General features: G+C 63.7%; 22 protein-coding genes and 1 pseudogene. 9 read left to right on the top strand and 14 right to left on the bottom strand.

The genetic code is table 11. From position 1 onward, the window contains the following. Positions 1–49: 49 nt before the first annotated feature. From ACTNBZ_RS03880 to ACTNBZ_RS03890, 3 genes are read right to left on the bottom strand one after another with little or no spacing between them, the layout of a single operon-like run. Positions 50–1774, bottom strand: coding sequence for an Rqc2 family fibronectin-binding protein (locus tag ACTNBZ_RS03880; protein WP_441208383.1), 1725 nt, complete (start codon positions 1772–1774; stop codon positions 50–52). A gap of 3 nt (positions 1775–1777) precedes the next feature. Continuing rightward, on the bottom strand, positions 1778–2176 hold the full coding sequence (locus tag ACTNBZ_RS03885; RefSeq protein ID WP_441208384.1) for a Mini-ribonuclease 3: 399 nt from the start codon (positions 2174–2176) through the stop codon (positions 1778–1780). A 26-nt stretch (positions 2177–2202) separates the two neighbouring features. Next, positions 2203–3432 carry a class I SAM-dependent rRNA methyltransferase gene (locus ACTNBZ_RS03890; RefSeq protein ID WP_441208385.1) on the bottom strand — a complete coding sequence of 410 codons (1230 nt, stop codon included), beginning with the start codon at positions 3430–3432 and terminating at the stop codon, positions 2203–2205. Positions 3433–3554: 122 nt separating this feature from the next. On the opposite strand from ACTNBZ_RS03890, the gene ACTNBZ_RS03895 reads away from it, so the two are divergent. From ACTNBZ_RS03895 to dinB, 6 genes and pseudogenes are all read left to right on the top strand, one after another. Continuing rightward, positions 3555–4178, top strand: coding sequence for a superoxide dismutase (locus tag ACTNBZ_RS03895; RefSeq protein ID WP_441208386.1), 624 nt, complete (start codon positions 3555–3557; stop codon positions 4176–4178). A 380-nt stretch (positions 4179–4558) separates the two neighbouring features. Continuing rightward, the gene (gene pheS / locus ACTNBZ_RS03900; protein WP_441208387.1) at positions 4559–5584 is read left to right on the top strand and encodes a phenylalanine--tRNA ligase subunit alpha; all 1026 of its coding nucleotides are present in this window, start codon (positions 4559–4561) and stop codon (positions 5582–5584) included. Between the two features lie 105 nt (positions 5585–5689). After that, complete coding sequence (gene pheT / locus ACTNBZ_RS03905; protein WP_441208388.1) at positions 5690–8377, top strand: phenylalanine--tRNA ligase subunit beta; 2688 nt, start codon at positions 5690–5692, stop codon at positions 8375–8377. A 327-nt stretch (positions 8378–8704) separates the two neighbouring features. Continuing rightward, positions 8705–8953 carry an IreB family regulatory phosphoprotein gene (locus ACTNBZ_RS03910; protein WP_441208389.1) on the top strand — a complete coding sequence of 83 codons (249 nt, stop codon included), beginning with the start codon at positions 8705–8707 and terminating at the stop codon, positions 8951–8953. A gap of 161 nt (positions 8954–9114) precedes the next feature. Beyond that, a pseudogene (locus ACTNBZ_RS03915) lies at positions 9115–9594 on the top strand (nitroreductase family protein); the annotation flags it as partial. A 140-nt stretch (positions 9595–9734) separates the two neighbouring features. Continuing rightward, the gene (gene dinB, locus ACTNBZ_RS03920) at positions 9735–10970 is read left to right on the top strand and encodes a DNA polymerase IV (protein ID WP_441208390.1); all 1236 of its coding nucleotides are present in this window, start codon (positions 9735–9737) and stop codon (positions 10968–10970) included. A gap of 59 nt (positions 10971–11029) precedes the next feature. On the opposite strand, the gene ACTNBZ_RS03925 is transcribed toward dinB, so the two are convergent. The 11 genes from ACTNBZ_RS03925 to ACTNBZ_RS03975 all read right to left on the bottom strand — a co-directional run bounded on the left by ACTNBZ_RS03925 (position 11030) and on the right by ACTNBZ_RS03975 (position 23416). Continuing rightward, complete coding sequence (locus ACTNBZ_RS03925) at positions 11030–12439, bottom strand: aminopeptidase (RefSeq protein ID WP_441208391.1); 1410 nt, start codon at positions 12437–12439, stop codon at positions 11030–11032. Positions 12440–12565: 126 nt separating this feature from the next. After that, positions 12566–13171, bottom strand: a complete 606-nt coding sequence (gene coaE / locus ACTNBZ_RS03930) for a dephospho-CoA kinase (protein ID WP_441208392.1) — start codon at positions 13169–13171, stop codon at positions 12566–12568. Positions 13172–13199: 28 nt separating this feature from the next. Further along, on the bottom strand, positions 13200–14264 hold the full coding sequence (prfA, locus tag ACTNBZ_RS03935; RefSeq protein WP_441208393.1) for a peptide chain release factor 1: 1065 nt from the start codon (positions 14262–14264) through the stop codon (positions 13200–13202). Between the two features lie 30 nt (positions 14265–14294). After that, positions 14295–15074: a YdcF family protein gene (locus ACTNBZ_RS03940; protein WP_441208394.1), complete on the bottom strand. Its 780-nt coding sequence runs from the start codon at positions 15072–15074 to the stop codon at positions 14295–14297. Continuing rightward, entirely contained in the window at positions 15071–16996 is a 1926-nt protein-coding gene (locus ACTNBZ_RS03945) for an ABC-F family ATP-binding cassette domain-containing protein (RefSeq protein ID WP_441208395.1), read from the bottom strand. Before ACTNBZ_RS03945 ends, ACTNBZ_RS03940 begins: the two co-directional genes overlap by 4 nt. A gap of 13 nt (positions 16997–17009) precedes the next feature. Continuing rightward, positions 17010–18047, bottom strand: a complete 1038-nt coding sequence (locus tag ACTNBZ_RS03950) for an L-threonylcarbamoyladenylate synthase (protein WP_441208396.1) — start codon at positions 18045–18047, stop codon at positions 17010–17012. Between the two features lie 34 nt (positions 18048–18081). Beyond that, a complete protein-coding gene (locus ACTNBZ_RS03955) occupies positions 18082–18351 on the bottom strand; it encodes a hypothetical protein (protein WP_441208397.1) in 270 nt (89 codons plus the stop codon). 108 nt (positions 18352–18459) lie between these two features. Beyond that, positions 18460–19851 (bottom strand): UDP-N-acetylmuramoyl-tripeptide--D-alanyl-D-alanine ligase, encoded by a 1392-nt coding sequence (locus ACTNBZ_RS03960; protein ID WP_441208398.1) that lies wholly within the window; start codon positions 19849–19851, stop codon positions 18460–18462. A 30-nt stretch (positions 19852–19881) separates the two neighbouring features. After that, on the bottom strand, positions 19882–20937 hold the full coding sequence (locus tag ACTNBZ_RS03965) for a D-alanine--D-alanine ligase family protein (RefSeq protein ID WP_441208399.1): 1056 nt from the start codon (positions 20935–20937) through the stop codon (positions 19882–19884). Between the two features lie 208 nt (positions 20938–21145). Continuing rightward, positions 21146–22540: an NADPH-dependent glutamate synthase gene (gene gltA, locus ACTNBZ_RS03970; protein ID WP_441208400.1), complete on the bottom strand. Its 1395-nt coding sequence runs from the start codon at positions 22538–22540 to the stop codon at positions 21146–21148. A 15-nt stretch (positions 22541–22555) separates the two neighbouring features. Beyond that, on the bottom strand, positions 22556–23416 hold the full coding sequence (locus tag ACTNBZ_RS03975; protein WP_441208401.1) for a sulfide/dihydroorotate dehydrogenase-like FAD/NAD-binding protein: 861 nt from the start codon (positions 23414–23416) through the stop codon (positions 22556–22558). A 379-nt stretch (positions 23417–23795) separates the two neighbouring features. Here ACTNBZ_RS03975 and ACTNBZ_RS03980 point away from each other — a divergent pair, with 379 nt between their 5' ends. The 3 genes from ACTNBZ_RS03980 (at position 23796) to ACTNBZ_RS03990 (ending at position 26349) form a co-directional block, all read left to right on the top strand. Next, entirely contained in the window at positions 23796–23972 is a 177-nt protein-coding gene (locus tag ACTNBZ_RS03980; protein ID WP_441208402.1) for a hypothetical protein, read from the top strand. Between the two features lie 120 nt (positions 23973–24092). Further along, the gene (locus tag ACTNBZ_RS03985) at positions 24093–24368 is read left to right on the top strand and encodes a zinc-ribbon domain containing protein (RefSeq protein ID WP_441208403.1); all 276 of its coding nucleotides are present in this window, start codon (positions 24093–24095) and stop codon (positions 24366–24368) included. A 163-nt stretch (positions 24369–24531) separates the two neighbouring features. Beyond that, positions 24532–26349 carry an HlyD family efflux transporter periplasmic adaptor subunit gene (locus tag ACTNBZ_RS03990; RefSeq protein WP_441208404.1) on the top strand — a complete coding sequence of 606 codons (1818 nt, stop codon included), beginning with the start codon at positions 24532–24534 and terminating at the stop codon, positions 26347–26349. Positions 26350–26357 lie beyond the last annotated feature (8 nt).

Here is a 26357-nt window from a genome sequence, read left to right on the forward strand (position 1 = left end):
TCTCTGTCAAAAAGGAAAGCTCCCGCGCTGCATACAAGCGCCGGCGGCGCTACTTTACCCGCAACCGCCGGGCCAGCTCCCCGTCCGGGTCCACGTAGGCGGTCTGATACGTGGTGTAGATCACCATGCCCGGCCGGGCCCCGGCAGGCTTTTTCACGTACTTCACCGGCGTGTAGTCCACCGGCACCTTTTTGCTCTCTCTGGCCTGGGAGTAGTAAGCCGCCAGCGCCGCCGCCTCCTGAAGGCTCCGGGCGTCGGGGTCCTCGCCCCCGGTCCAGAGGATGACATGGGAACCATGGATCTTCTGGGTATGGAACCAGATGTCCCCCCGGGAGGCCATCCGGGTGGTGAGCTGGTCATTCTGGCTGTTGTTCTTGCCCACCGAGATACGCAGCCCGGAGGAGGACCGGAACTCCATGGGCTTTCCGCTCAGCCGCTTTTCCCGCTTGGCGGCGGTCTTTTGCCGGCGGAGGTAGCCCGTGTCGGTGAGCTCCTGGCGGATCTCCTGCAGGTCCCGCTCCCCCTCGGCCAAAGCGATGCTCTCCAGCACGCTGTTGAGGTACTCCAGCTCCTTTTCGCCCTTTTCGATCTGAATGGTGAGCATCTTCTCCGCCGTCTTGGCCCGGTTGTAGTTCTTATAATACTTGGCCGCGTTCTGCTGAGGATAGAGCAGCGGGTCCAGCTTGATCTCGATCTCCCGGCACTCCGGGTCGTAGAAGTCCACCGCCCGCAGCACCTCCATCCCCCGCTCCATCACATGGAGGTTGGAGGTCAGGATGTCCCCCAGCTCCCGCAGCCGCTCCCGGTCAAAGGTGGCCTCCAGCTCCCGCTCCTGATTGGCCAGCTTCCGTGCCACCCGGTCCCGGGCGTTGGTCACCGAGCGGATCAGGTCCTGCCCCCGCTGACGGGTACGCTCGGCCTGGTCCCGGACCTCATAGAAGCCGTCCAGCAGCTCAGAGAAGGACTCGCACCGGCGGCACTCGGTCTCCGGGCCGTACTGGAGGATGGGCAGGAAGGTGAAATCCACCGGCTTGTCCTCCCGGAGCAGCAGATACGGTGCAAAGCGTTTTTCCTTTACATTATTTCGGAGCTTGTCCAGCTCTTCCGCCAGGCGGCCGCTCTGCTCCTCCGAACGGAACACCAGCTCCCGGGCGATCAGGGGAGACAGGCCGGTAAAGCCGTCCAGCAGCACTTTTTCCAGGGATTTTCCCATGGGATTGGCCAGAACGGCAGCCCGCTCCTCCTGCGTACATGTAAAGGGATTAAGCTTGTCGGGTGCAGGAGGCAGCCGGTAGAACATGCCGGGCAGCACCTGCCGCCGGGACGACATGTCTCCGTCCACCCGGCGCAGGCAGTCCACGATGCGCCCGTCGGCGTCCAGCAGGATCAGGTTGGCCCGGCGGCCCATGCACTCCAGCACCAGGCGGCGCTCCACCCGGTCCCCCAGCTCGTCGATGGTCTCCAGCCGGAAGTCCACCAGCCGCTCCATGGGAGGCTGGGTGATGTCCAGAATGCGCCCGCCAATCAGGTGCTTGCGCAGCAGCATACAGAACATGGGAGGCGTGCCCGGATTCTCCCGGGAGAGTTCAGTGAGCTGGGCCCGGGGCTGGCTGGGGCTGGCCGAGAGCAGCAGCTTCACGTTGCCCGCGGCGCCGCGGACATGGAGCACCACATCGTCCCGCCCGGGCTGATAGATCTTGTCGATTTTGCCGCCCAGCAGGGCGGCGCGCAGCTCCTCCACCAGAGCGGAGAGGCAGATCGCGTCCAGAGGCATGGCTTATTCCTCCATCATCTGTTCAAAGAGCTGGTTGAGCCGGCCGGTCTCCCCCCGCAGGTAGAGCCAGCCGAACAGGCACTCCACCGCCGTGGCGGTCTGGTACTCCGCCCGGCTGGCATTCTGGGGCACCGAATGGGGGCTGGTGTTGCGGCCCCGGCGGAACACGCCGCTCTCCTCCTCCGTCAGCAGGGGCAGGATGCGCTCGGCGGCCCTGGCCTGGGCAGGGGCGGCCACATAGCGGACGGTGGCCTTGTGCAGGCCCCGGGCGCTGGCCTTGCCGTGGAGGCAGAGCCAGGCGCGCACCATGACCTCAAAGACGGCGTCCCCCAGGTGGGCCAGTCCCAGATTGCTGATGCCGGCGATCTGATCCGGGCCGGCGTTCAGGTGAAAATAGTCCATAGTCGTTTCTCCTTGTAAGCTTGGGGTCAAACTACCTGGAACAGGTAGAATTTCAGATAGCTGGTCTCGGGCACGTTCCAGAGGATGGGGTGGTCCGGGGCCTGCTGGCGGGCCTCGATCTGCCGCAGGCCCACCCCCGCGTCGGCCGCCGCCGAACGGAGCATCCGCACAAAGCGCTCCTCACTCATAAAATGGGAGCAGGAGCAGGTGGCCAGATATCCGCCCCGGGGCAGCAGCTTCATGGCCCGGTAGTTGATCTCCTTGTACCCCCGGGCCGCGGCCTCGATGGTCCTGCGGCTCTTGGTGAAGGCCGGTGGGTCCAGGATGATGAGGTCGTAGGGATGCCCTCCCTTCCGCTCCAGCTCGGGCAGCAGGTCGAACACGTCGGCGGCCAGGAAGCTCATCCGCTCCTCCAGGCCGTTGCGCCGGGCGTTCTCCCTCGCCATGTCCACCGCCGCCTGGGACACGTCCACGGCGGTGACGTGCTCCGCGCCTCCCATGGCTGCGTTGAGGGCGAAGGACCCGGTGTGGGTGAAGCAATCCAGCACCCGCTTGCCCCGGGCGATGGCGGCCACCGCCCGGCGGTTGTACTTCTGGTCCAGGAAGAAACCGGTCTTTTGGCCGTTCTCCACGTCCACCGCATAGGAGACGCCGTTCTCCACGATGGTGGTAAGGGGGCTGTCCGGGGTGGGCAGTCCCTCCAGCGGGAACCAGCCCTTCCCCTCGCTGAGGCCCTCATGGGCCCGGATGGCCACGTCGTTGCGCTCATAGATGCCCCGGATGACCGCTCCGTCCTCCCGCAGTACCTTGCAGAGCAGGGGGAAGAGCATGGGCTTGCGCTTTTCCATGCCCAGGGACAGGGTCTGGGTCACCAGCAGGTCGTGGAAGCGGTCCACCGTCAGCCCCGGGAAGGTGTCGGCCTCGCCGAAAATGATGCGGCAGCAGTCCGCATCCTCCCCCATCACCGTTTTGCGGTACTCCCAGGCGTAGCGGATCCGCCGCTCCCAGAAGGCCTCGTCAAATTTATCGTTGGCGTTGCGGGAGATGAGCCGCACCCGGATCCTGGACTGCTCGCTGACAAAGCCGGTGCCCAGGTAGCGGCCCTTCCCACTGACCACGTCCACCAGACCGCCGTTTTCATAGGCCCCCTCTATGGATACGATCTCGCCATCATAGACCCAGGGATGTCCCCCCACGATGGCCCGCTCGCCCTTGGGCGTCACGGTGAAGCGCGCAAATGCCCGTTCCTGTTTCATATATCTCTCTCCTGTCACGCCGAATCGGTATGAAGCGGCTGCGTACCGCTCATAATACACCTGTAAGAACAGTTAAGTATACCGCAAAATCCGCTGAAACACAACCGGAAAGGATGACTGCTATGGAATTGCGCTATCCCTACACCCTTCCCCCGCTGCCCTACGGGTATGACAGCCTCGTCCCCTATATCGGGGAGGAGACTCTCCACTTCCACCACGACAAGCACCTTCAGACCTACGTGGACAACCTGAATAAAGCCCTTCAGGACTGCGAGAGCTGTCAGGCCAAAACGCTGGAAGAACTGCTGAGGGATCTGGACGCCCTGCCCGAGCACAAGCGCACCCCCATACGCAACAACGGTGGCGGGGTATACAACCACATCCTCTATTTCAACTGCCTCTCCCCCCAGGGCGGCGGCCGGCCGGAGGGCGGTCTGGGCCTTGCCCTGGAGCGGGCCTTCGGCTCCTTTGAACAGTGGCGCGCCGACATGAAGAACGCCGCCCTGGGCGTGTTCGGCTCGGGCTATGCCTGGCTGGCCGTCGCCCCCGGCCGGAAGCTCACCGTGGTCCAGACCGCCAATCAGGACTGCCCGCTGACCCAGGGACTTTACCCCCTGCTCTGCGTTGACGTGTGGGAGCACGCCTATTATCTGGACGTCCGCAACCGCCGGGCCGAATACGTGGACAATTGGTTCAACGTGATCAACTGGCCCTTTGTGGAGCGGCGGTACGAGCTCTCCCGCTGACCTGCGCCGCCGGGAGCAAGATTTCCCCGCTGAGATGACAGTTTCCCGCTCCCGGCGGGATTTTTACTTGCATTCCGTCTCAAACTGTGTTATAAATAAATTTACATGCAAAGAAGGGGAAAATAGCGGTTTTCGACCCGTCAGAGATCGTCCGTCACCGGCTGAAAGCGGGCGTAGGCGTCCTGCCGCTTGGTTCGCCCCGGAGCGGCCCTGGAGACAGGGACGGATGGCCCCACGTTACCGGGGCAAAAGTGCCCGCGCCGCGCGCGGGAATGCGGGTGGTACCGCGGAAGGCTTGCCTTTCGTCCCAGACACGGGACGGGGGGCTTTTTCTTTTGTCCCGGAGAATTCATTTACAAATGCTTAAAGGAGCGTACGATATGAAAGAGAAACTGGAACAGATCCGCGCCGAAGCGCTCTCCGCCTTCGCGGAGAGCCGCACCGCCCAGGAGCTGGACGCCCTGCGGGTCAAGTATCTGGGCAAGAAGGGCGAGCTCACCGCCGTTCTGAAGATGATGGGCAAGCTCTCCGCCGAGGAGCGCCCCGTCATCGGCCAGCTGGCCAACGACGTGCGTGAGGCCCTCTCCTCCGCCCTGGAGGCCAGCCAGAAGGCCCTGGCCCAGGCCGCCCTGGAGCAGCAGCTGGAGTCCGAGGCCCTGGATGTGACCATCCCCGGCAAGGAGGTCAGGGCGGGCCACAAGCACCCCATGTACATTGCCCTGGACGAGATCAAGGACATCTTCGTGGGCATGGGCTTCACGGTGCTGGACGGCCCTGAGATCGAGCTGGCCACCTATAACTTTGACAAGCTCAACGCCGAGGAGGGCCACCCCTCCCGTGACTGGTCCGACACCTTCTATTTCGACGCCGACAGCCGGGTGATGCTCCGCTCCCAGACCTCCCCCATGCAGGTGCGGGCCATGGAGACCATGGAGCTGCCCATCCGCATCATCGCCCCCGGCCGCGTCTACCGCAAGGACGAGGTGGACGCCACCCACTCCCCCATGTTCCACCAGGTGGAGGGCATGGTCATCGACAAGGGCGTCACCATGGCCGACCTGAAGGGCACTTTGAACACCGTGATGGAAAAGCTCTACGGTGAGGGCACCGTCACCCGCTTCCGTCCCCACCACTTCCCCTTTACCGAGCCCTCCTGCGAGATGGACGTGCAGTGCCACAAGTGCGGCGGCAAGGGCTGCCCCACCTGTAAGGGCGAGGGCTGGATCGAGGTGCTGGGCGCCGGCATGATCCACCCCAACGTGCTGCGGATGGCCGGTATCGACCCGGAGGTCTACTCCGGCTGGGCCTTCGGCATGGGCCTGGAGCGCATGGCCATGCGCCGCTTCAAGATCGCCGACCTGCGCCTCATCTTTGAGAACGACGTCCGCTTCCTGGAGCAGTTCTGATCCCATCCGGACTGACTCAGCGCATTTTGCAGGGCCCCGCGGGGCCGTCCCTTCGCCGTCCCACGCAGGGGCCGCTCAAACAACGAAAACAAGGGAGTTTTATATATGAATCTGTCTCGAAAGTGGCTCAATGAGTTCGTCACCGTTGACGCCGATGATAAAGAATTTGCCGAGGCCATGACCCTCTCCGGTTCCAAGGTGGAGACCACCGAGGACCTGGGGGCCGAGATCTCCAACGTGGTGGTGGGCCGCGTCCAGTCCATGGAGCGCCACCCCAATTCCGACCACATGTGGATCTGCCAGATCGACGTGGGAAAGGACGAGCCCGTCCAGATCTGCACCGGCGCGTGGAACGTCCACGTGGGCGACCTGGTGCCCGCCGCCCTGCACAAGTCCACCCTGCCCGGCGGCAAGAAGATCGAAAAGGGCAAGCTGCGGGGCGTGCTCTCCAACGGCATGCTCTGCTCTTTGAAGGAGCTGAACCTGGACGAGCGGGACTTCCCCTACGCCGTCATCACCGCCGCCGCCCTCCTCAACGACTACAAGCCCCTGGACCCGGAGAAGCCCTCTGTTCCCGCCGACGTGCAGCCCGGCCACAAGATCTACGGCCCCGTGGCGGCCGCCCGGGTGCTGGAGTGTACCACCGTCTCCTACGGCCTGTATCATGTGGTGCTGGACCTGAACGGCTCCACCGCCGCGGTGGACAGCCCCTGCATGAACCTGCATGAGGGGGACATGGTCGCCTACAACACCAAGAGCGGGACCATCTGCACTCTGGCCGACCTCCACGCGGAGCAGGCCGAGTTCCCCCACTGCATCACCGACGGCATCTTCATCCTGAACGAGGACTGCAAGCCCGGCGATGACATCAAGCCCGTCATCAACGCCGACGACCACGTGGTGGAGTTCGAGATCACTCCCAACCGGCCCGACTGCCTGAGCATCATCGGCCTTGCTCGGGAGGCGGCCGCCACCTTCGGCCAACCCCTGCGCCTCCATGAGCCGGTGGTGAAGGGCGGCGCTGAGGGCAGCCTCTGCGAGCTGCTGGACGTGGAGACTCCCGCCGCCGACCTGTGCCCCCGGTACACCGCCCGTATGGTGCGCAATGTGAAGATCGCCCCCTCCCCCAAGTGGATGCGGGAGCGGCTGCGCTCCATGGGCGTGCGTCCCATCAACAATATCGTGGACATCACCAACTATGTCATGCTGGAGTACGGCCAGCCCATGCACGCCTTTGACTACCGCTACGTGAAGGGCGGCAGGATCGTGGTCCGCCGGGCCGAGGAGGGCGAGGAGCTGACCACGCTGGACGGCAATGTCCGCAAGCTCAATGCAAACCACCTGGTCATCGCCGACGACACCCGGGCCGTGGGCCTGGCCGGCATCATGGGCGGCGAGAACAGCGAGATTGTCTCCGACACCGTGGACGTGGTGTTCGAGTCGGCCAACTTCAACGGCACCTGCATCCGCAAGGGCGCTCTGGCCCTGGGCATGCGCACCGAGGCCAGCGCCAAGTTCGAGAAGGGCCTGGACATCCTCAACACCCTGCCCGCCGTCAACCGCGCCTGCGAGCTGGTGGAGCTGCTGGGCGCCGGCGAGGTGGTGGACGGCGTCATCGACATCCTCAACTACGTCCCCCAGCCCACCGTCCTGAAGCTGGAGCCCGAAAAGATCAACGCCCTGCTGGGCACCGACGTGTCCGCCGACGAGATGGCGGCCATCCTGCGCAGGCTGGACTTCACCGTAGAGGGTGATCAGGTCACCGTGCCCTCCTGGCGGGGCGATGTGAAGGAGATGGCCGACCTGGCCGAGGAGGTTGCCCGGTTCCACGGCTATAACAACATCCCCACCACCCTGATGCGGGGCCAGACCACTCTGGGCGGCTACTCCGCGGCCCAGCAGCTGGAGCGGAGCCTGGGCGCCGTGTGCCGTACCTGCGGATATGACGAGATCATCACCTACTCCTTTATCTCCCCCACCGCCTATGACAAGATCCGCTGGCCCGGCGATGACGCCCGGCGCAAGTCCTTCAAGATCCTTAACCCTCTGGGCGAGGACACCTCCATCATGCGCACCACTGTGCTCCCTTCCATGCTGGAGATCCTGACCCGGAACTATAACTTCCGCAACAAGTCCGCCAAGCTCTATGAGATCGGCCGTGTCTACCTGCCCGGCGGCGACGACGGCTTGGCCGTGGAGAACAGGGTGCTCTCCCTGGGTGCTTACGGCGAGGACATGGACTTCTTCGTTCTCAAGGGCGTGGTGGAGGCTATCCTCCGGGAGATTCGTGCCGGGGACGTATCCTTCATCCCCTGCAAGACCAATCCCTCCTACCATCCCGGCCGGTGTGCCGAGGTGTACGCGGGCGACCGCCGCATCGGCGTGTTCGGCCAGATCCATCCCCTGACCGCCCGGAACTACGGCGTGGACGCCGAGCTCTATTGCGCCGAGCTCTCCTTCGAGCAGCTGCTGTGCGCCAAGGGCGCCGACCCCGAGTATGTGCCCCTGCCCAAGTTCCCCTCGGTCACCCGTGATATTGCCGTGGTGTGTGACGAGTCTGTCACCGTCGGCACTCTGGAAGCCGCCATCAGGAAGGGGGCCAGGGGCCTGCTGAAGGACTGCGCCCTGTTCGATATCTACCGGGGCAAGGGCGTGGACGAGGGCAAGAAGAGCGTAGCCTTCAACCTGATCCTCCGCTCTGACGACCGCAGCCTCACTGCCGAAGAGGCCGATGAGGATGTGAAGAGTATCCTGGAGACTCTGGAAAAGGACTGCGGCGCTGTCCTGCGCTGAGCCTCACCCGGCCTCTTCGGGGCCCCGCAAAGCGGGGCGCGCGCCAGCGTGTACAAGCGTTTTGCGCAGCAAAACCTTGGCGCAGGCGGAATTCACTTCCGCCGAGCATGTAAAATATCCCCGGGCCCCATTTGATGCCCCATCAAATGGGAATGGCCGATGAGGATGTGAAGAGTATCCTGGAAACCCTGGAAAAGGAGTGCGGCGCTGTCCTGCGCTGAGTTCCAAATTCCTTAACGTTTCATAAATTTTGGCATTTTCCTCTTTACACTCGGGTGTTTTTCGGGTAAAATGATAAAGGTTATGAACGAAGGGAGGTATGATGTCATGGCAAATGATTACACACGCAGATTCAGCCTCAGTTATGAGAAGGATCAAGAGATCAAGGACATCCTGACCTCTGTCTATAATTCGCTGCGGGAAAAAGGATATAATCCCATCAATCAGATCGTAGGCTATATTCTCTCTGAGGACCCGACCTATATCACCAACTACAACAACGCCCGTGCGCTGATCCGCAAGCTGGACCGTGACGAACTGCTCCAGGAGCTGGTCCGGCATTATCTCAACAGCTGAATACGCTCCAACGCCCGGATCGCACAGCGATCCGGGCGTTTCCCTTGCAGTTTCCGGAAAAAAGTAGTATCATCTTGTTAGAATCCGGCGGTGAAGCCGTCATTGTTATGAGGTGAACGATCATGGAATTTTTTGATGTTGTTTCCTAGCGCTACAGCCACCGTACCGCGTTTCTGGATCAGCCCGTGCCCGACGCCGATGTGCATAAAATCGTAGAGGCCGGCATTCAGGCTCCCTCCGGCCAGAACTGCCAGACCACCTCCTTCGTGGTGGTCACCGACCCGGAGCTGCGCAAGGGCATCTCCGAGCTGCTCTCCACCCCCGCCACCCAGACCGCTCCGGTGATCCTGGTGGTCCTCTCCGAGCATGTGGTCGCCCCCTGCGGCATGTCCTTTGAGGTGGAGGATTACGCCGCCGCCGTGGAGAACATGCTCCTGGCCGCCACCGCCCTGGGCTACGCCACCGTGTGGATGGACGGCATGACCAAGGCCCCCGTGGCCAACGCCGCCATCGCCAAGCTGCTCAACGTGCCCGAGGGCAAGACGGTCCGCACCATTCTCCCTCTGGGCGTCCCGGCCGAGACTTCTGCTCCCAAGCCCCGCAAGTCCTTTGAGGAGCGGGCCTCCTACAACCGCTTCTGAGATCGCTGGCACAGGCCGGAGAGACATGTACCGTCTCTCCGGCCTGTTTCTGCTGTTTTATGGATAGAACATATGTTTGACAATCATCCCCGCTTGCAGTATACTGGGGATGGAACCAACCATGGAGAGGGGGCAGCGGCATGGACCGCGTCATTCTGCACTGTGATCTCAACAGCTTTTTCGCGTCGGTGGAGCTGCTGGACCACCCCGAGCTGCGGGACCGTCCGGTGGCGGTCTGCGGCGATCCGGACAGCCGCCATGGCGTCATTCTGGCCAAGAACGAACCGGCAAAGAAGTACCAGGTCAAGACCGCCGAAACCATCTGGCAGGCCCGGCGCAAATGTCCCGATCTGATCCTCCTCCCCTCCCACCACGAGAAATACCGTCAGTTCTCCCGGGCGGTCAACGCCGTCTATGACCGGTACACCGACCTGGTGGAGCCCTTCAGCATCGACGAAAGCTGGCTGGACATGACCGGCTCTCTCCACCTCTTCGGCGGGGATGGAAAAGCGGTGGCCGACGACATCCGTGCCGCCGTCCGGCGGGAGACCGGCCTCACCCTGTCCGCCGGGGTCTCCTTCAACAAGGTCTTTGCCAAAATGGGCAGCGACTACAAAAAGCCGGACGCCACCACCGTCATTTCCCGGGAAAACTACCGGGAGCTTCTCTGGCCCCTGCCTGTGACCGACCTGATCTTCGTGGGAAGGGCCGCCGCGCGCACGCTGGAGGGCTACGGTGTGCGCACCATCGGCGACCTGGCCCGCTTTGACAAGGAGGCCCTGGTCCGTATCCTGGGCCGCCAGGGGGCCACCCTTCACGACTATGCCACCGGGGCAGAGCATAGTCCCGTCATCCCACTGCGGGACATGCCGCCCCCCAAGTCGGTGGGCAACGGCTTTACCTTCCCCCACAATCTGGTGGGGTGGGAAGAGCTGCGCTCGGGCGCGGCCGCCCTCTCCGACAGCGTGGCCGGCCGCCTGCGGGACGTAGGCATGAAATGCACCACCGTCCAGGTCACCATCCGGGACCCGGATTTCCGGGACATCTGCCGCCAGATCCGGCTCTCCGCCCCCACCTTCGTCACCCGTGACATCCTGGACGCGGCCTTTGGGCTCATCCAGTCGGCCTGGCGCCCCAGCGCCCCGGTGCGGGCCCTCACCGTCACCGCCCAGAACCTGATCCCCGAGGGGGAGGCCGCCGAGCAGCTGGACCTCTTCTCTGCCGGCGCCGCCCCCCGCCGGGACAAGCTGGAGCGGCTGGAGAAGGCCGTGGACGGAGTGCGGAAGAAATATGGCCGGAGCGCTCTCTCCCTGGCCTCCTCCGTCACAGGGAACTCCCTTCCCCGGGAGCAGGACCCGGACAAGCCCCCCACATAAAAATGCCCCGCCTGAAGACGGAACAATCCGTCCCCGGCGGGGCGCTTATGTTTTATGTCTTATTTGGCCTCGTAGATGGCCTTCATGCCCTTGTAAGTCATGTAGCAGTCCAGCTTGGAGACAGTCTCGAAGGGGGCGTGCATGGAGAGCACAGGCACACCGGCGTCGATGGTGTCGATGTCCCGGTTGGCCATGTAGCAGGCCACGGTGCCGCCGCCGCCGGCGTCCACCTTGCCCAGCTCGGCCATCTGCCAGAGGACGCCTGCGTCATCCAGGGTACGGCGCACATAGGCCACCACTTCAGCCGCGGCGTCAGAGGAGCCGGACTTGCCCCGGGCGCCGGTATACTTGGCAAGGCCCATGCCGTAGTTCACCCGGGCGCTGTTGCGCTTTTCATACACGTCGGCAAAGTTGGGGTCATAGGCGGCAGTCACGTCGGCGGAGAGGCAGAAGGACTTCTCATAGCAGGCCTTCAGGGGCACCTTCTGGGTGTCGCACAGGTCGGACATGAAGGTGTCAAAGGCGGCAGACTGCATGCCGGACACGCCCTCGGAGCCGATCTCCTCCTTGTCAGCCAGGATGCACACGGCGGTACGCTCAGGCTCCCGGACCTCCAGGATGGCGGCAAACTCGGCGTAGGCGCACACCCGGTCATCGTGGCCGTAGGCGCCGATGAGGGAGCGGTCAAAGCCCACGTCGCTGGCCCGGAAGGCAGGAACGACCTCCAGCTCGGCGGAGATGAAGTCCTCCTCCACGATGCCGTACTTCTGGTTCAGGATGTCCAGCACGGCCAGCTTCACACGGTCGGCTCCCTCGTCATCCTTGAAGGGGCGGCTGCCCACCAGGATATTCAGATTCTCGGCGGGGATGGCCTCGCCCAGGGGGCGCTTGGACTGCTCCGCGCCCAGGTGGGGCAGCAGATCGTCCACCGTGAACACCGGGTCGCCGGCGCCGGCACCGATAGCCACCTTGAGCACCGAGCCGTTCTTCAGTGCGATGACGCCGTGGAGCTCCAGGGGGATGGTCACCCACTGATACTTGCGGATGCCGCCGTAGTAGTGGGTCTTGAAGAAGGCCAGCTCGCTGTCCTCATAGAGGGGGTTGGGCTTCAGGTCCAGGCGGGGGGAGTCGATATGGGCCGCGCCGATGTTGACGCCCTCGCTCAGAGACTTGCGGCCGATGACAGCCAGCATCAGGCCCTTGCCCCGGTTGGAGCGGTACACCTTGTCGCCGGCCTTGAGCTCCATGCCCCGCACAAAGGGCCGGAAACCCTGGGCTTCGGCCTGTCGGATGGCCTCGTCCACGCACTCCCGCTCGGTCTTGCCGGCATCCAGAAACTTCTTATACGCCTCGCAGTAGGTCCGCACCGCGGCCTCCTCGTCGGCGGAGATGCGGTCATATCCGTTCTTGGGCGCGTAGCACAGGGCTTCCCGCCGCAGCTCGCCCACAGTCTTTTTCTTGTCTTCCACAGGCAGTTCCTCCTTATTTCATAGTAAGCGGTACATACACACCGTAGGCACCGCGGAGACATCGCGTATTATCGTACCATAAAAACGCGGACATTTCCAGTGATTTACCGAAAATGTCCGCGCCTTCTATGCTTCGGTCAATATCTCACGCATCAGGGCCAGTGCCCGGGCGGCAAACTGCTCCGGGCTGTCCTCCGGCCCGTTCTCCAAAAGGAAGTCACAGTTGGCCCGGAAAAAGTCGTCCCCCTTCTGGGCGTCGGCCCGCTTCCGGGCGTACTCCTCCGAAATGCCCTCCCGGGCCATGATCCGGCGGATGCGCAGCTCCTTGGGGGCCAGAACGCCTACCACCGCATCGCACCAGTTCCCCAACCCGCTCTCGATGAGGGAGATGGCGTCGATGGCCACAGCGGCCTTTCCATCCCGCTCCGCCTGCGCTGTCCGGCGCTTCAGCTCCTCCAGCACAAAGCGGTGGGTGATGCCGTTCAGATCGGCCAGGGCCGCCGGGTCGGCAAAGACGATGGTCCCCAGCTTTTTCCGGTCCACCTGACCGTCCCCGTTCAGGATCTCCGCCCCAAAGCGGCTTGTCAGTGCCTCCCGCAGCGGGGCGCTGGAGGCAAGCAGCTCATGGTACACCGCGTCTGCATCCAGAATGCAGACATTCAGCTGTTCCAGTGCCCGCAAAGCCGTGGTCTTGCCCGCCCCGGTGGGGCCGGTGATGCCGATGATCTTCATAGGATGCCTCCTCGCTGCGGGCGGGGCCTTACCCCTGCTCCCCGGCCTTGAGCCGCTCGGCCTGGTCGGCGGTGACCAGCGCGTCGATGAGCTCGTCCAGGTCGCCGTCCATCACGGCGTCGATCTTGTAGAGGGTCAGGCCGATGCGGTGGTCGGTGACCCGGCCCTGGGGGAAATTGTAGGTGCGGATGCGCTCGTTGCGCATGCCCGAGCCCACCTGGCTGCGGCGCTGGCTCTCAAATTCGCTGTTCACCCGCTCCTGCTCGGCCTCGTAGAGCATGGAGGCCAGGATACGCATGGCCTTGTCCCGGTTCTGGAACTGGCTGCGCTCCTGCTGGCACTCCACCACCGTACCGGTGGGCTTGTGGATGAGACGCACCGCGGAGGAGGTCTTGTTCACGTGCTGTCCGCCGGCGCCGGAGGAACGGAATACCTGCATCTCGATGTCGGCGGGGTTGAGCTGCACGTCCACCTCCTCCATCTCGGGCAGCACCGCCACGGTGGCGGTGGAGGTGTGGATGCGCCCGCCGCTCTCGGTCTCGGGCACCCGCTGCACCCGGTGGACGCCGCTCTCGAATTTCAGCCGGGAGTAGGCCCCCTCCCCCTCGATGACCATGGACAGCTCCTTCACGCCGCCCAGCTCGGTCTCGTTCAGGTTGGCCAGCTCCACCTTCCAGCCCCGGGCCTCGGCGTACATGGAGTACATGCGGTGAAGGGAGTGGGCGAAGAGGGCGGCCTCCTCGCCGCCCACGCCGGCCCGGATCTCCATGATGACGTTCTTTCCGTCATTGGGGTCTTTGGGCAGCAGCAGAATCTTGAGGTCCTGCCCCAGCTCCTCGATGTCCGCCTTGGCCTGGGCGAACTCCTCCCTGGCCATCTCGGCCATCTCAGGGTCGCCCATCAGCTCCTGGGCGTCAGCCATGTCCTGCCGCCTTTGGTTCAGCCGCCGGTAGGCGGAGACCACCGGCTCCAGCTCCTTCTGTTCCCGGTTGAGCCGGGTCACCAGGGCCGGGTCGTTATAGGTCTCGGGGGCGTTCAGCTGGGCCTCCAGCGCCTGATAGCGCAGGTCCAGCGCCTCCAGCTTGTCGTTCATAGCCTCTCCTCCTGTGGTCGTTTCAATGGCTCACCGGTCCAGCAGCCAGGACTTGAGCAGGGCCGGGGCCTCCCGCACGTAGCTGTTCACCCGGGAGGGCAGATGGCTGGACGGGGCTGCCAGGGTGGAGAGCTGATACGTCCCCTCCCATACCCGGCCAAAGAGCATCCGCACCCGGGCCAGATGGAATCCGTTGGACACCACCAGTATCTGCCCCATCTCTTCCCGGTGCTCCCCCTGCTTTAAAAGCGCGAAGGTGTTGTTCAGGTTCTCCCAGGTGTTGTGGGACTGCTCTTCCATCAAAATCCGGCCGCCGTCCACACCGTGGGCGGTGAGGTAGTCATACATGCACCGGGCCTCGGAGATATGCTCGTCCCGGCCCTGCCCGCCGGAAACCACCACGGTCATCTCCGGGTGGTCCTCCAGATAGTCCAGGGCGGTGTCCAGCCGGTCCTGGAGCAGCACTGACGGGCCCCAGGGCTTGACCTGGGCCCCCAGGATCACCATGATCTGCGGAGAACCCCTGATCTCGCTGCGGTCCCCTGAGAGCACCAGCCCCTCCAGCACGCCGAAGGCCATACAGGCCAGCAAAATCGCGGCTGCGACAGCGGCGCGCAGAGCACGCCGCGCCCTGGGCGGGCAGCAGCAGGAGAGGCCCCATACCGCCGCCAGAACGGCGAAGGCCCCCAGCACCAACCCGATGAACCGGAAAGCCCCCGAGGCGAAAAGATACGTCAGCACCGCAGCCGCGGCCAGCAGCGCCGCGGGCAGAAAGACGAACGGGCTCGCCTTCCGCGCACCCCCGCTCACGACTGAGCCTCCTCCAGGGCGGCAGAGAGCTCCTCCCACTTCTCGTAGAGGGCGGAGAGCTCCCCCTCCAGCGCCTCCTTCTGCTCACACAGCTCCTGCAGGCGCACGTAGTCGGTGGCGGCCTCCTCCATCTGGGCGCTCAGGGTCTCCAGCTGCTCCTCCGCTTTGGCCACCTCCCGCTCGGCGGCGCTCACCTGCTTTTCCAGCATCTTGGTGCCGCCGGTGCGCTTTTTGGCAGGTGGCTCCGGTGCAGGCTCCTTCTTCCCCGCCGCCGGACGGGCGGGCGCGGCCCTAGCTGCGAGCTCCAGCTGCTTCTGCCGCTCCTGGAATTCCCGGAATTCCTCAAAGGTACCCCGGAAGTCGATGATATGCCCGTCCTGGATCATCCAGATCCGGGTGGCAAACTGTTTGATGAAATAGCGGTCGTGGGAGACGAAGAGCAGCGTCCCCTCGTAGTCGGTGACCGCCTCCTCGATCCACTCCCGGGAGGCGATGTCCAGATGGTTCGTAGGCTCGTCCAGAATGAGCAGGTTGATCTTGTCGTCCATCAGCATGCACAGCCGCAGGCGGCTCTGCTCGCCGCCGGACAGGGCGGACACCGGCTTGAACACGTCCTCCCCCCGGAAGTTGAAGGAGGCCAGCCGGTTCCGGGCGGTCTGGGTGGTGCAGTCCTGGGCGTAGAGCATGGTGTCCACCAGGTTGCGCTCCGGCCGGTCAAAGTGGATGATCTGGGGCAGATAGCCGATCTTCACCGTAGGGCCCCGGCGGATCTTGCCGCTGTCGGGCAGCTCCTCCTCCATGATCATCTTGATGAAGGTGGATTTGCCGGTGCCGTTGTCCCCCAGCAGGGCGATGCGCTCGCCCCCCTCCACCAGCAGGTTCACGTCCCGGAACAGGGTGCGGCCGTCAAAGCCCTTCTCCAGTCCCTTGATGAACAAAACCTCGTCGCCCTGGAAGTCCCGCTCGCCGAAGCGGATATCCAGCCGCCGCTCCTTTTTGGGCTTGTCGGTCTTTCGCAGACGCTCGATGCGCTTTTCCATGGAGAAGGCCCGCTTGTGTAGCTTGTCGTTGCCCATGAAGGCCCACAGGTGGAGCTTATCCGCCGCAGTCTGGAGCTGCTCGATCTTGGCCTGCTCCTTCTCGTACTGCTTGAGCTTCTCCTCGTACCGCCGCTCCTTCTCCACGGCGTAGAAGCTGTAGTTGCCGGGGTAGAACTCGGCCTTTCCGTCCTGGATCTCGATGACCCGCTTCACCACCCGGTCCAGGAACCAGCGGTCGTGGGAGATGGCCAGAACGGTGCCCTTGTACCTGTCCAGGTACTCCTCCAGCCACTCGGTGGCCCGCAGGTCCAGGTGGTTGGTGGGCTCGTCCAGCAGGAGGATGTCGGTGTCTTCCAGAATGAGCCGTGCCAGGTTCACCCGGGTCTTTTCTCCGCCAGACAGGGAGGAAAAGAGCTGGCCGCGCATGTCCTGGGAGATGAGCAGGCCGTTGCAGACCTTATTGAGCTCGGTGTCGGTGTCGTAGCCGCCTGCCGCCTCAAAGGCGGCGGAGAGTTTATCGTACCGGCGCAGGATGGCGCTGTCGCTGTCATGGGCCATCCGCTCAGTCAGCTCCGCCATCTCCCGCTCCATGGCGTGGAGCCGCTCAAAGGCGGTCTGGAGCACGTCGTACACCGTGTACTCCGGCGGATACACCGGGATCTGGGAGATCAGGCCGATCCCCTTGCCCGGGGCGATGGCCACCTCTCCCTCGTCGTAGTCCAGCTCTCCGGTGAGGATCTTGAAAAGGGTGGTCTTGCCCGCGCCGTTGCGGCCCAGCAGGCCCACCCGCTCCCCCTGGTCGATCTGGAAGGTGAGGCCGTCTAAAATTTTCGTGCCGACCTCGAATTCCTTTACCAGGCCGGATACCGATATATCGATCATGTCTGTCTCCTCATCAGTCCTGTTCGGCGGTTCCTCCGTCCGCTTCTATGATATGGAAGCCGGCCGCCTTGTTGAGCCGGTTGCAGACCGCCAACCCGATGCCGCTCCCGTCGGGACACATGGCCCAGATGGCGGCTACATCGGTATGGTCGAAGGCCCGCAGGGCGTCGAACACCCGCCGGGCCTGCTCCTCCGGGTCGGACGCCGGGCCGATGCACTGGGTAGGATGGCCCTCGAACAGCGGACGGAACTCGTTAAAGCAGATGACCCCGTCCCTGTCCCCGATGCGGCGGCGGATGGTGCGGGCGGCCTCGGCCGCTTCTCCCCGCACCACGGTCACCGGCGCCTTGGGCGCGTAGTGGCGGTACTTCATGCCCGGGGCCCGGGGATGCTCGTCCTTCCCCATGGGGCGGAGGACGGCGTCGTCCACCGCCACCTCCCCCAGCACGCTCCGGAGCTGCTCCAGGGTGATCCCGCCGGGCCGCAGCAGCCGGGGCGGGGTTACGGTCAGGTCGATGATGGTGGACTCCACGCCCACGGTGCAGCTCCCCCCGTCCACGATGCCGTCGATCTTCCCGTCCATATCCTCCAGCATGTCGGCCATGTTGGTGGGGCTGGGCCGGCCCGAGGTATTGCCGGACGGGGCGGCCACCGGCACGTCCGCGGCCGCCAGGATGGCCCGGCACACCGGATGGGCCGGACAGCGCATGCCCACCGTGTCCAGTCCGGCGGTGACCACGTCGGGCACCACGGCCTTGCGCCGCAGCACCATGGTCATGGGGCCGGGCCAGAAGCGCTCCGCCAGGCGGTAGGCGCTCTCGGGCACGGCCTGGCAGTACCGCTCCAGCCAGTCGGCGGAGGGGATGTGGAGGATGAGGGGGTTATCCTGGGGGCGGCCCTTGGCCTCAAAGATATGGGCCACCGCCTCCGGGTCCAGGCCGTTGGCCCCCAGCCCGTATACCGTCTCGGTGGGGATGCCCAGCAGGCCTCCCCGCTTTATGATGGCGGCGGCGGAGGCGATCTCCTCCGCACTCAAACGTTGTGTGATCAAATCCTGTCACCTGATTTCCCGGGTACGGCGGCCCTTACCCGTAGATGGGGGATTCCATCCCCGCCAGCTCAATGGTGGTATCGGCGGGAAAATGGGCCTTTTCCAGATAGCTGCGCACCGCCATGATGCCGTACTTGGGATTGGCCCGCTCGTCCTCCAGCTCCAGCTCCAGCCAGCTCCGGTCGCCGTCGCTGCCTGAGCCGGTGAGCCAGCCGTCCTCCTCCAGGACAAAGGCCACCTCTTTTTTCATGCGCTCCAGGTCCATGCCCTCGGGCAGGGCGGTAAAATGGATGCAAAGTTCCATGCTCGTGTTCTCCTTCTGCCGTGCGCCGGCGTCCCGGATGGGGCGCGGCGCAGTCTCAAAAGGCCGCGGACTCCTTCTGAGGGCGTCCGCGGCCTGCTTTTCCTTCTCTTACGCCTCTTTGGTAATGCTCTTGAGATATTCCACCAGGTCCTCAAAGGCCATCCCGCGGGAGGCTTTCACCAGAACGGTGGCGCCCGGCCGCACCACGGCGTCCAGCACCTGGTGGGCGCTCTCCTTGTCGGGGCAGTAGTAGGCCTCGGCCACGCCGCCGGCCCGGGCCGCGTCGTAGATGTGCTTTGCCAGCTCGCCCACGGCCACCAGGCAGTCCACGCCCACCTTGCTCAGGTACTCGCCCACGCCGGCGTGAAGGGCGGGAGCCAGGGGACCCAGCTCGAACATGTCGCCCAGCACTGCCACCTTGTACTCAGCCTTGGCATTGGACAGCACCCCTACCGCCGCCCGCATGGACTGGGGATTGGCGTTGTAGGTATCATTGAGGATGGTGATCCCCTCGGCCCGGTGGATGATGTCCATCCGCATCTTGGTGGGGGCAAAGTGGAGCACGCCGTCCACAATCTCCTTCTGGCTCAGGCCAAAGTGCTCGCCCACCGCCATGGCCATCAGGGTGGGATAGATCATATGCTCGCCCAGGGCGGGGATCTCCACCCGGCAGTCCATACGGGGGGTAGTCACCCGGCAGGTCATGTGGCTGCTTCCGTCGCTGACCACATCGCCGGCCCGGTAGTCCAGACCCTCGCCGGAACCGCACCACACCGTCTCATAGGGCAGCGCGGGGGCCAGGGAGCGCAGCAGCGGGTCGTCGCCGTTGAGGACCACGAAGCAGTCCTTTTTGGCGTGGTGGAAGATCTCGCTCTTGGCCTTGAGGATGTTCTCCCGGGAGCCGAAAAACTCGATGTGGGAATCGCCCACGTTGGTAATGAGGGCCACATCGGGCTCCACGATGTCAGAGAGGTAATCGATCTCCCCGGCGTGGTTCATGCCCAGCTCCAGCACGGCGATCTCATGCTCCCGCGTGAGCCGCAGCAGGGTCATGGGCACGCCGATATCGTTGTTCAGGTTGCCCTCGGTCTTGAGGACGTTGAACTTCTCCCCCAGTACGGCGGCCACCATGTCCTTGGTGGTGGTCTTGCCCACCGAGCCGGTCAGCGCCACAAAGGGGATATTGAACTTCTGCTTATAGTGCTTGGCCAGGTCCCGCAGGGCCCGGCTGGTATTGGCCACCTTAATGTAGAATTTGCCGGGCAGGTAGCTCTCCCGCTCCCGCTGGGTAAAGCAGCCGGCGGCGCCCCCTTCCAGTGCGGAATTGATATAGGCGTGTCCGTCGAACCGCTCGCCGGACAGAGGCACGAAAAGCGAGCCGTCATGGATGGTGCGGCTGTCGGTCTCCACCCGGGTAATCTCCCGGTCCAGGTCGGTATAATCGCCCAGCATATGGCCGCCCACGACCTCCATGATCTCGCGTACGGTGATGGCTTCCATCGAATCTTCCTCCATGGACCCTCGGTCCTCTTATTTTTTCTCTCTCCGGGCCTCCAGGGAGGCGTCGATGATCTTCTGGCACAGGGTGTCGTAGTCCACGCCGGCGGCCGCCGCCTCCTGGGGCAGCAGGCTGGTGTCCGTCATACCGGGCAGGGTGTTGACCTCCAGGAACCAGGGGCGATCCTCCTTGTCCAGCACAAAGTCGCTGCGGGAATAAGCCGTCAGGCCCAGCAGCTCGTGGATGCGGCGGGCCGCCGAGCGCATCTGGGCCTCGGCCTTGCCATCCACCTGGGCGGGGCAGACCTCCAGCGAGGCGCCGGCCACATACTTGTTTTTATAGTCGTAAAAACCGCTCTTGGGGATGACCTCGATGGGGGGCAGGCTCTCCCCCTCCAGCACGCCGCAGAAAAAGTCCCGGCCCTCGATGTACTGCTCCACCAGCACCCGGTCGGCGTAGCGGCAGCTCTCCCGCAGGGCGGCATGGAGCTCTTCTCCGGTATGACAGATGAACACGCCCACTGAGGAGCCGCCGTTGGGGATCTTCACCACGCAGGGCAGAGGCTCGCTCTCCTCCACCTGGGCGATGTCCCGCTCGGTGAGGCGGACCGTTCTCCAATGGGGCGTCAGGATGCCCTCGGCGGCAGCCAGGCTCTTGGTATAGTTCTTATCCATGGCGATGGCGCTGCCCAGGTAGCCCGAGCCGGTGTAGGGGATGCCCATCATGTCGAAGGCGGCCTGGATCCGGCCGTCCTCGCCGCACTCGCCGTGCAGGCCGTTGAACACCACGTCGGCCATCTGGCAGGCGGCCAGCACGCCCTCTCCGAAGAGGCTGTCGCTCTTGAGCCGGCGGGCGGCACGGACGGCGTCCAGATCAGGCGCCTCCTCCTTGATATTCTTGTCAGGCAGCGGCGGCGGCAGGCGGAAAAGCTCCGAAATGGGATGCTCATAGCCCTCCAGTCCCAGATACAGGTCCACCAATGCCACGTTGTGGCCCTTTCTCCGCAGCGCCTCGCATACCATCGCGCCGGAGGAGAAGGAGACGTTTCGCTCCATGCTCAGTCCTCCGGCCAAAACCAATACGTTCATAACACACCTCTATATCATAAGGTCTGGCTCATTCTGACTTCAGTATATGCATACATGGGTGATTATAGCATATCGCGCCGGGATACTCAATGCAAAACCCGCCGGTTTTCCTGTTAAATTGGAAGATCGCTGCTGTTCCTCCCTGCAAAAACACGCCGCAGACCTCTGTCTGCGGCGTGTCCGTCTGTTATATGAGTGAAAGGAGCGCTTACTTCCCGCACTTCTCCTGCAGGTACTTGTCCATGGCCTCGGCGGCCTTCTTGCCGGCGCCCATGGCCAGGATGACGGTGGCCGCGCCGGTGACGGCATCGCCGCCGGCGTACACGCCCTCGCGGCTGGTGGCCATAGTCTCCTCATCGGCCACCAGGCAGCCCTTCTTGTTGGCGTCCAGGCCGGGGGTGGTGGAACGGATCAGGGGGTTGGGGCTGGTGCCCAGGGACATGATGACGGTGTCCACTTCCAGCTCGAAGTTGGAGCCGGGGATCTCCACGGGACGGCGGCGGCCGGAAGCGTCGGGCTCGCCCAGTTCCATCTTCACGCACTCCATGGCGCGGACCTTGCCGTGGCCGTCATCCAGGATTTTGACGGGGTTATTGAGGAACAGGAACTCGATGCCCTCTTCCTTGGCATGATGGATCTCCTCTTTACGGGCGGGCATGGCGGCCTCGTCGCGGCGGTAGACCACGTAGACCTTGGCGCCCAGACGCTTGGCGCAGCGGGCGGCGTCCATGGCCACGTTGCCGCCGCCCACAACGGCCACGGCCTGGCTCTTCTTGATGGGGGTGTCATAGCCCTCGCGGTAGGCCTTCATCAGGTTGACGCGGGTCAGGTACTCGTTGGCGGAGTACACACCGGCCAGAGCCTCGCCGGGGATGCCCATGAACATGGGCAGGCCGGCGCCGGAGCCCACGAACACGGCCTGATAGCCGTCCTCGAACATCTCATCGATGGTATAGGTGCGGCCCACGACCACGTTGGTCTCCAGATCGGCGCCCAGAGCCACCAGCTTGTCCACCTCGTTCTGCACGATGGCCTTGGGCAGACGGAACTCGGGGATGCCGTAGACCAGCACGCCGCCGGCGGTGTGGAAGGCCTCGAAGATGGAGACCTGATAGCCCTTCTTGGCCAGGTCGCTGGCGCAGGTCAGGCCGGCGGGGCCGGAGCCCACCACGGCCACCTTGATGCCGTTGGACTCGGGCTTCTTGGGCATGGCGTTGACATTCTCGCGGTACCAGTCGGCCACAAAGCGCTCCAGACGGCCGATGGCCACAGGCTCGCCCTTGATGCCCCGGACACAGTGGCACTCGCACTGGGTCTCCTGGGGGCACACGCGGCCGCTGATGGAGGGCAGGGCGTTGGTGCTGGTGATCACGTCATAGGCGCCCTGGAAGTCGCCCTCGGCCACCTTGGCGATGAACTCGGGGATGCGGATGTTCACGGGGCAGCCGCTGACGCAGGGCTTGTTCTTGCAGTTGAGGCAGCGCTTGGCCTCGTCAATGGCCATCTCGGCGGTGTAGCCCATGGCCACCTCTTTAAAGTTATGGTTACGGACGTCGGGGGCCTGCTCCGGCATCGGGTTCTTGGTCATACTCATGTTAGGCATTTTCGTCTACCTCCCTTAGCGGATCATGTTCTTGGCGAGCTTCTCCATGCGGCAGTCGTGGCGCTCCTTCTCCTGGGCCTCGCGCTCACGGTACACGGAGTTACGGTTCATCAGCTCGTCAAAGTCCACCTTGTGGCCGTCGAAGTCGGGGCCGTCCACACAGGCAAAGCGCATCTTGCCGTCCACGGTGACGCGGCAGCAGCCGCACATGCCGGTGCCGTCGATCATGATGGGGTTCAGGCTGACCAGGGTGCGGATGCCGAAGGGCTCGGTGGTCTTGCACACGAACTTCATCATGGGCACGGGGCCGATGGCGATGACAGCGTCGTACTGCTTGCCGGACTCGATGAGGGCCTTCAGCTTGTCGGTGACGAAGCCCTTCTCGCCGTAAGTACCATCGTCGGTGGTCAGGTAGAAGTTGTCGCAGGCTGCCTTGAACTCGTCCTCCAGGATGACGATATCCTTGGAACGGAAGCCGGCAATGACGTCCACCTCGATGCCCTCGGCATGGAGGTGCTTGGCCTGGGGATAGGCGATGGCGCAGCCCACGCCGCCGCCGACCACGCACACCCGCTTCACGTCGCCCAGCTCGGGACGGGTGGGCTGGCCCAGGGGGCCCACGAAGTCGCGGATGCTGTCGCCCTCGTTCAGGTCGCCCAGCAGCTCGGTGGTCAGGCCCACCTTCTGGAACATAATAGTGATAGTCCCCTTTTCCCGGTCAAAGTCACCGATGGTCAGGGGAATGCGCTCGCCCTCCTCATCCAGACGCAGGATGATGAACTGGCCGGCCTGCGCCTTTTTGGCGATCAGGGGGGCCTCCACCTCCAGCAGGGTCACGCTGGGATTGAGGACCTTCTTTCTCACGATTTTAGCCATACCGAATCGTTCCTTTCCTCCGACGTTGGGACTCCATGCCTCTCCGATGCTGCCGGGCGGCATATGGTCCCTTCGTCTCTTTTCCGCGGCGGACGGCCCGCCGCCTGTCTCCACATACCAAAAGCAAGACCCGTTGGTTTGGAAAATGGCCAAAATATCCCCAATTTCTCCCGCCACGCACATCTTGCCACACAAAAAGATAACAGTTTCCTTCCGTATTGTCAAGAAAGAGAGCGCAGTTTTTTGTAGTTTTTTTCACAATCTTTTTGGAGGCGTTTCCTTTCCTCTTCTTTTATCCCGCTATCTGGGTGAAAAATCTTGCTTCTCCTCCACATAGTTCCACTCTTTTTTGCCATACTGTAACTGAGGTGATAAAACCATGGATCCGACCCGTGACCTTCCCCTGGGCTTCGGCATGGCCCTGATGCAGAACCGGGCCGCCTTCCGCGCCTTCCGCGCGCTGCCGCCGGAGCGGCAGCAGGAGCTCATCGCGCGCACCCGTGCCGTCTCCTTCAGGGAGGAGATGCGCTCTCTGGTGGGCGGCCCGCTGTCCTGAGTGCTTTCCGGCCGTGTTTTATCCCAATTTCTTTTCAAGTTCTCATTGACAGTCCGTTCCCGGTGGATTATACTTAAAATACTGTCCGGACTGGGCATATCTTTTGAAAAGAGGTACAACATGTATACTGACAAGACTATCGTTTGCAAGGACTGCGGTCAGGAGTTCGTCTTCACCGCCGGTGAGCAGGAGTTCTACGCCGAGCGCGGCTTCCAGAATGAGCCTCAGCGCTGCAAGGCCTGCCGTGACGCCCGCAAGGCCGCCCGCGGCGGCTCCAGCGAGCGCCAGATGTTTGACGCCGTCTGCTCCGAGTGCGGCAAGCCCTGCAAGGTTCCATTCCAGCCCCGCGAGGACCGTCCTGTGTACTGCAGCGACTGCTTTGCCAACAGAAGATAATAGATCCGCTTTCTGATGAAGAGGCGCGCCTGACGGCGCGCCTCTTTTTCATGCCCCGGAGGAATTTACATCCCGTTCACAATTGGCCGCATCTTTTTCAGGGCAATTTCAGCTTTCCCTTTTATACTGTGCCATGAAATATCTGGCACAGGAGGCTGATGTCATGCACCTCACAGCAAAAGGGACTTCCGATGTCCCGGCGGCGCCCAGGCCCCGCCGCTCTCTGCCCATCAAGCGTATCGTGATCCTTTTCCTTGTCCTGGCCGTCCTGGCCGCCGGGGCGTTTGGGATCTATTGGCTCTTCTTCCGCGGCGAGGAGGCCGTCGTCCTTACCGAGACCCTGACCTCCGGCAGTCTGGCCACCGCCATCGAGGGCACCGGCGTCACCCTGCCGGCTGACAGCCAGAGCGTCACGGTGGCCTCCACCGCGCAGATCACCAAGGTCTACGTCTCGGCGGGCGACACCGTGGAGGCCGGCGACCTGCTCTACGAGCAGGATGACTCGGAGCTGGACGACCAGATCAGCGATTACAAGGACCAGATCTCCGACCTGCAGGATGACCTGGAGAGCGCCCAAAGCCAGCTCTCCGACCTGCAGAAGACCCTGTCCAACCTGACGGTCACCGCCCCCTTCTCGGGCACCGTCACCCAGGTGGACGTGGAGACCGGCGACGAGGTCCAAAGGGGGACCCGGCTGGCCGTTCTGGTGGACGACAGTAAGATGAAGCTCACCGAGTACTACAGCTACGCCTATGAGGACGAGATCCGCGTAGGCTCCGCGGCCAAGGTGTCCGTGGCCAGCCTGATGCTCAACCTGGACGGTACCGTTACCGACGTGCAGAAGGTCTCCCGCTACACCACCGAGGGCACCAGGTGCTTCGCCGTCACCATCACCGTGGACAATCCCGGCGCCCTCACCGAGGGGATGACCTGCGCGTCCTATGTCCTCTCCCCCACCGGCGAAGAGCTGTGCTCCGCCATTTCCGGCGCTCTGGAGTATAACGCCAGCAAGACCCTCACTGCCCAGGCTTCCGGAGAACTGACCCAGGTGGTCCCGGTGGCCTATGGCACCGTCACCAGCGGGCAGACCCTCTTTGTACTGGACGGCAGCGATTACCGAGACCAGCTCACCAGCGCCCAAAACAAGATCACCCAGACCCAGGAGCGCATCGCCGACTACCAGGAGCAGATCGCAGAGACCGAGGAGAAGCGGGCCGATTACGCCGTGACCGCCGAGATCTCAGGCAAGGTCATCCAGGTAGGCATCACCGAGGGGGAAAAGCCCCGTCAGGCCGGTCAGACCGCCGTGGTCCTTTATAATATGGATACCATGCAGATCATGGTGAACATTGACGAGCTGGACATCGAGCACATACAGACCGGCATGGAGGTGGCCATTTCCCGCTCGGGCTCCAGCAGCCAGCGCGACCAGTCCTTCACCGGCACGGTCACGGCAGTGAGCTATGAGGCCACCAACACCAACGGTGTGGCCTACTTTCCCATCACCATCGAGATCCCCAGCGACGGTACCCTCTCCGCCGGCGTCAATGTATCCTATTCCATCCAGGTGGGTGACACCTCCGAGGGGCTGCTGGCTCCCATTTCCGCCCTGAAGCGGACGGAGGACGGCCAGACCTGCCTGTACATCCAGTCGGACGCCCGGCCGGAAAACGCCCTGGACGTGGAGGATCTGCCCGACGGCTTCTACGCCGTTGCCGTGGAAGTGGGCGAGTCCAACAGCCGGTACGCCCGCATCCTCTCCGGCGCGGAGGAGGGCGATGTGGTCTTTACCCGCTACCAGCAGTCTGCCCCCTCCGGCGGCGACAGTACCAGCCAGGGGGATGAGTCACAGCAGGAGTTCCCCAACGGCCAGATTCCCGACTTCGGCGGCGGCATGCCCGGCGGCAGCATGGGCGGCGGTAATATGGGCGGCATGGGCCGCGGCAATATGGGCGGCATGAGCGGCGGCCCCATGGGTTAGGAGGTGCG

Origin of the sequence: Pseudoflavonifractor sp. HCP28S3_F10 (genome assembly GCF_052065415.1) — a bacterium.
Taxonomy (GTDB): Bacteria; Bacillota; Clostridia; order Oscillospirales; family Oscillospiraceae; genus Pseudoflavonifractor_A.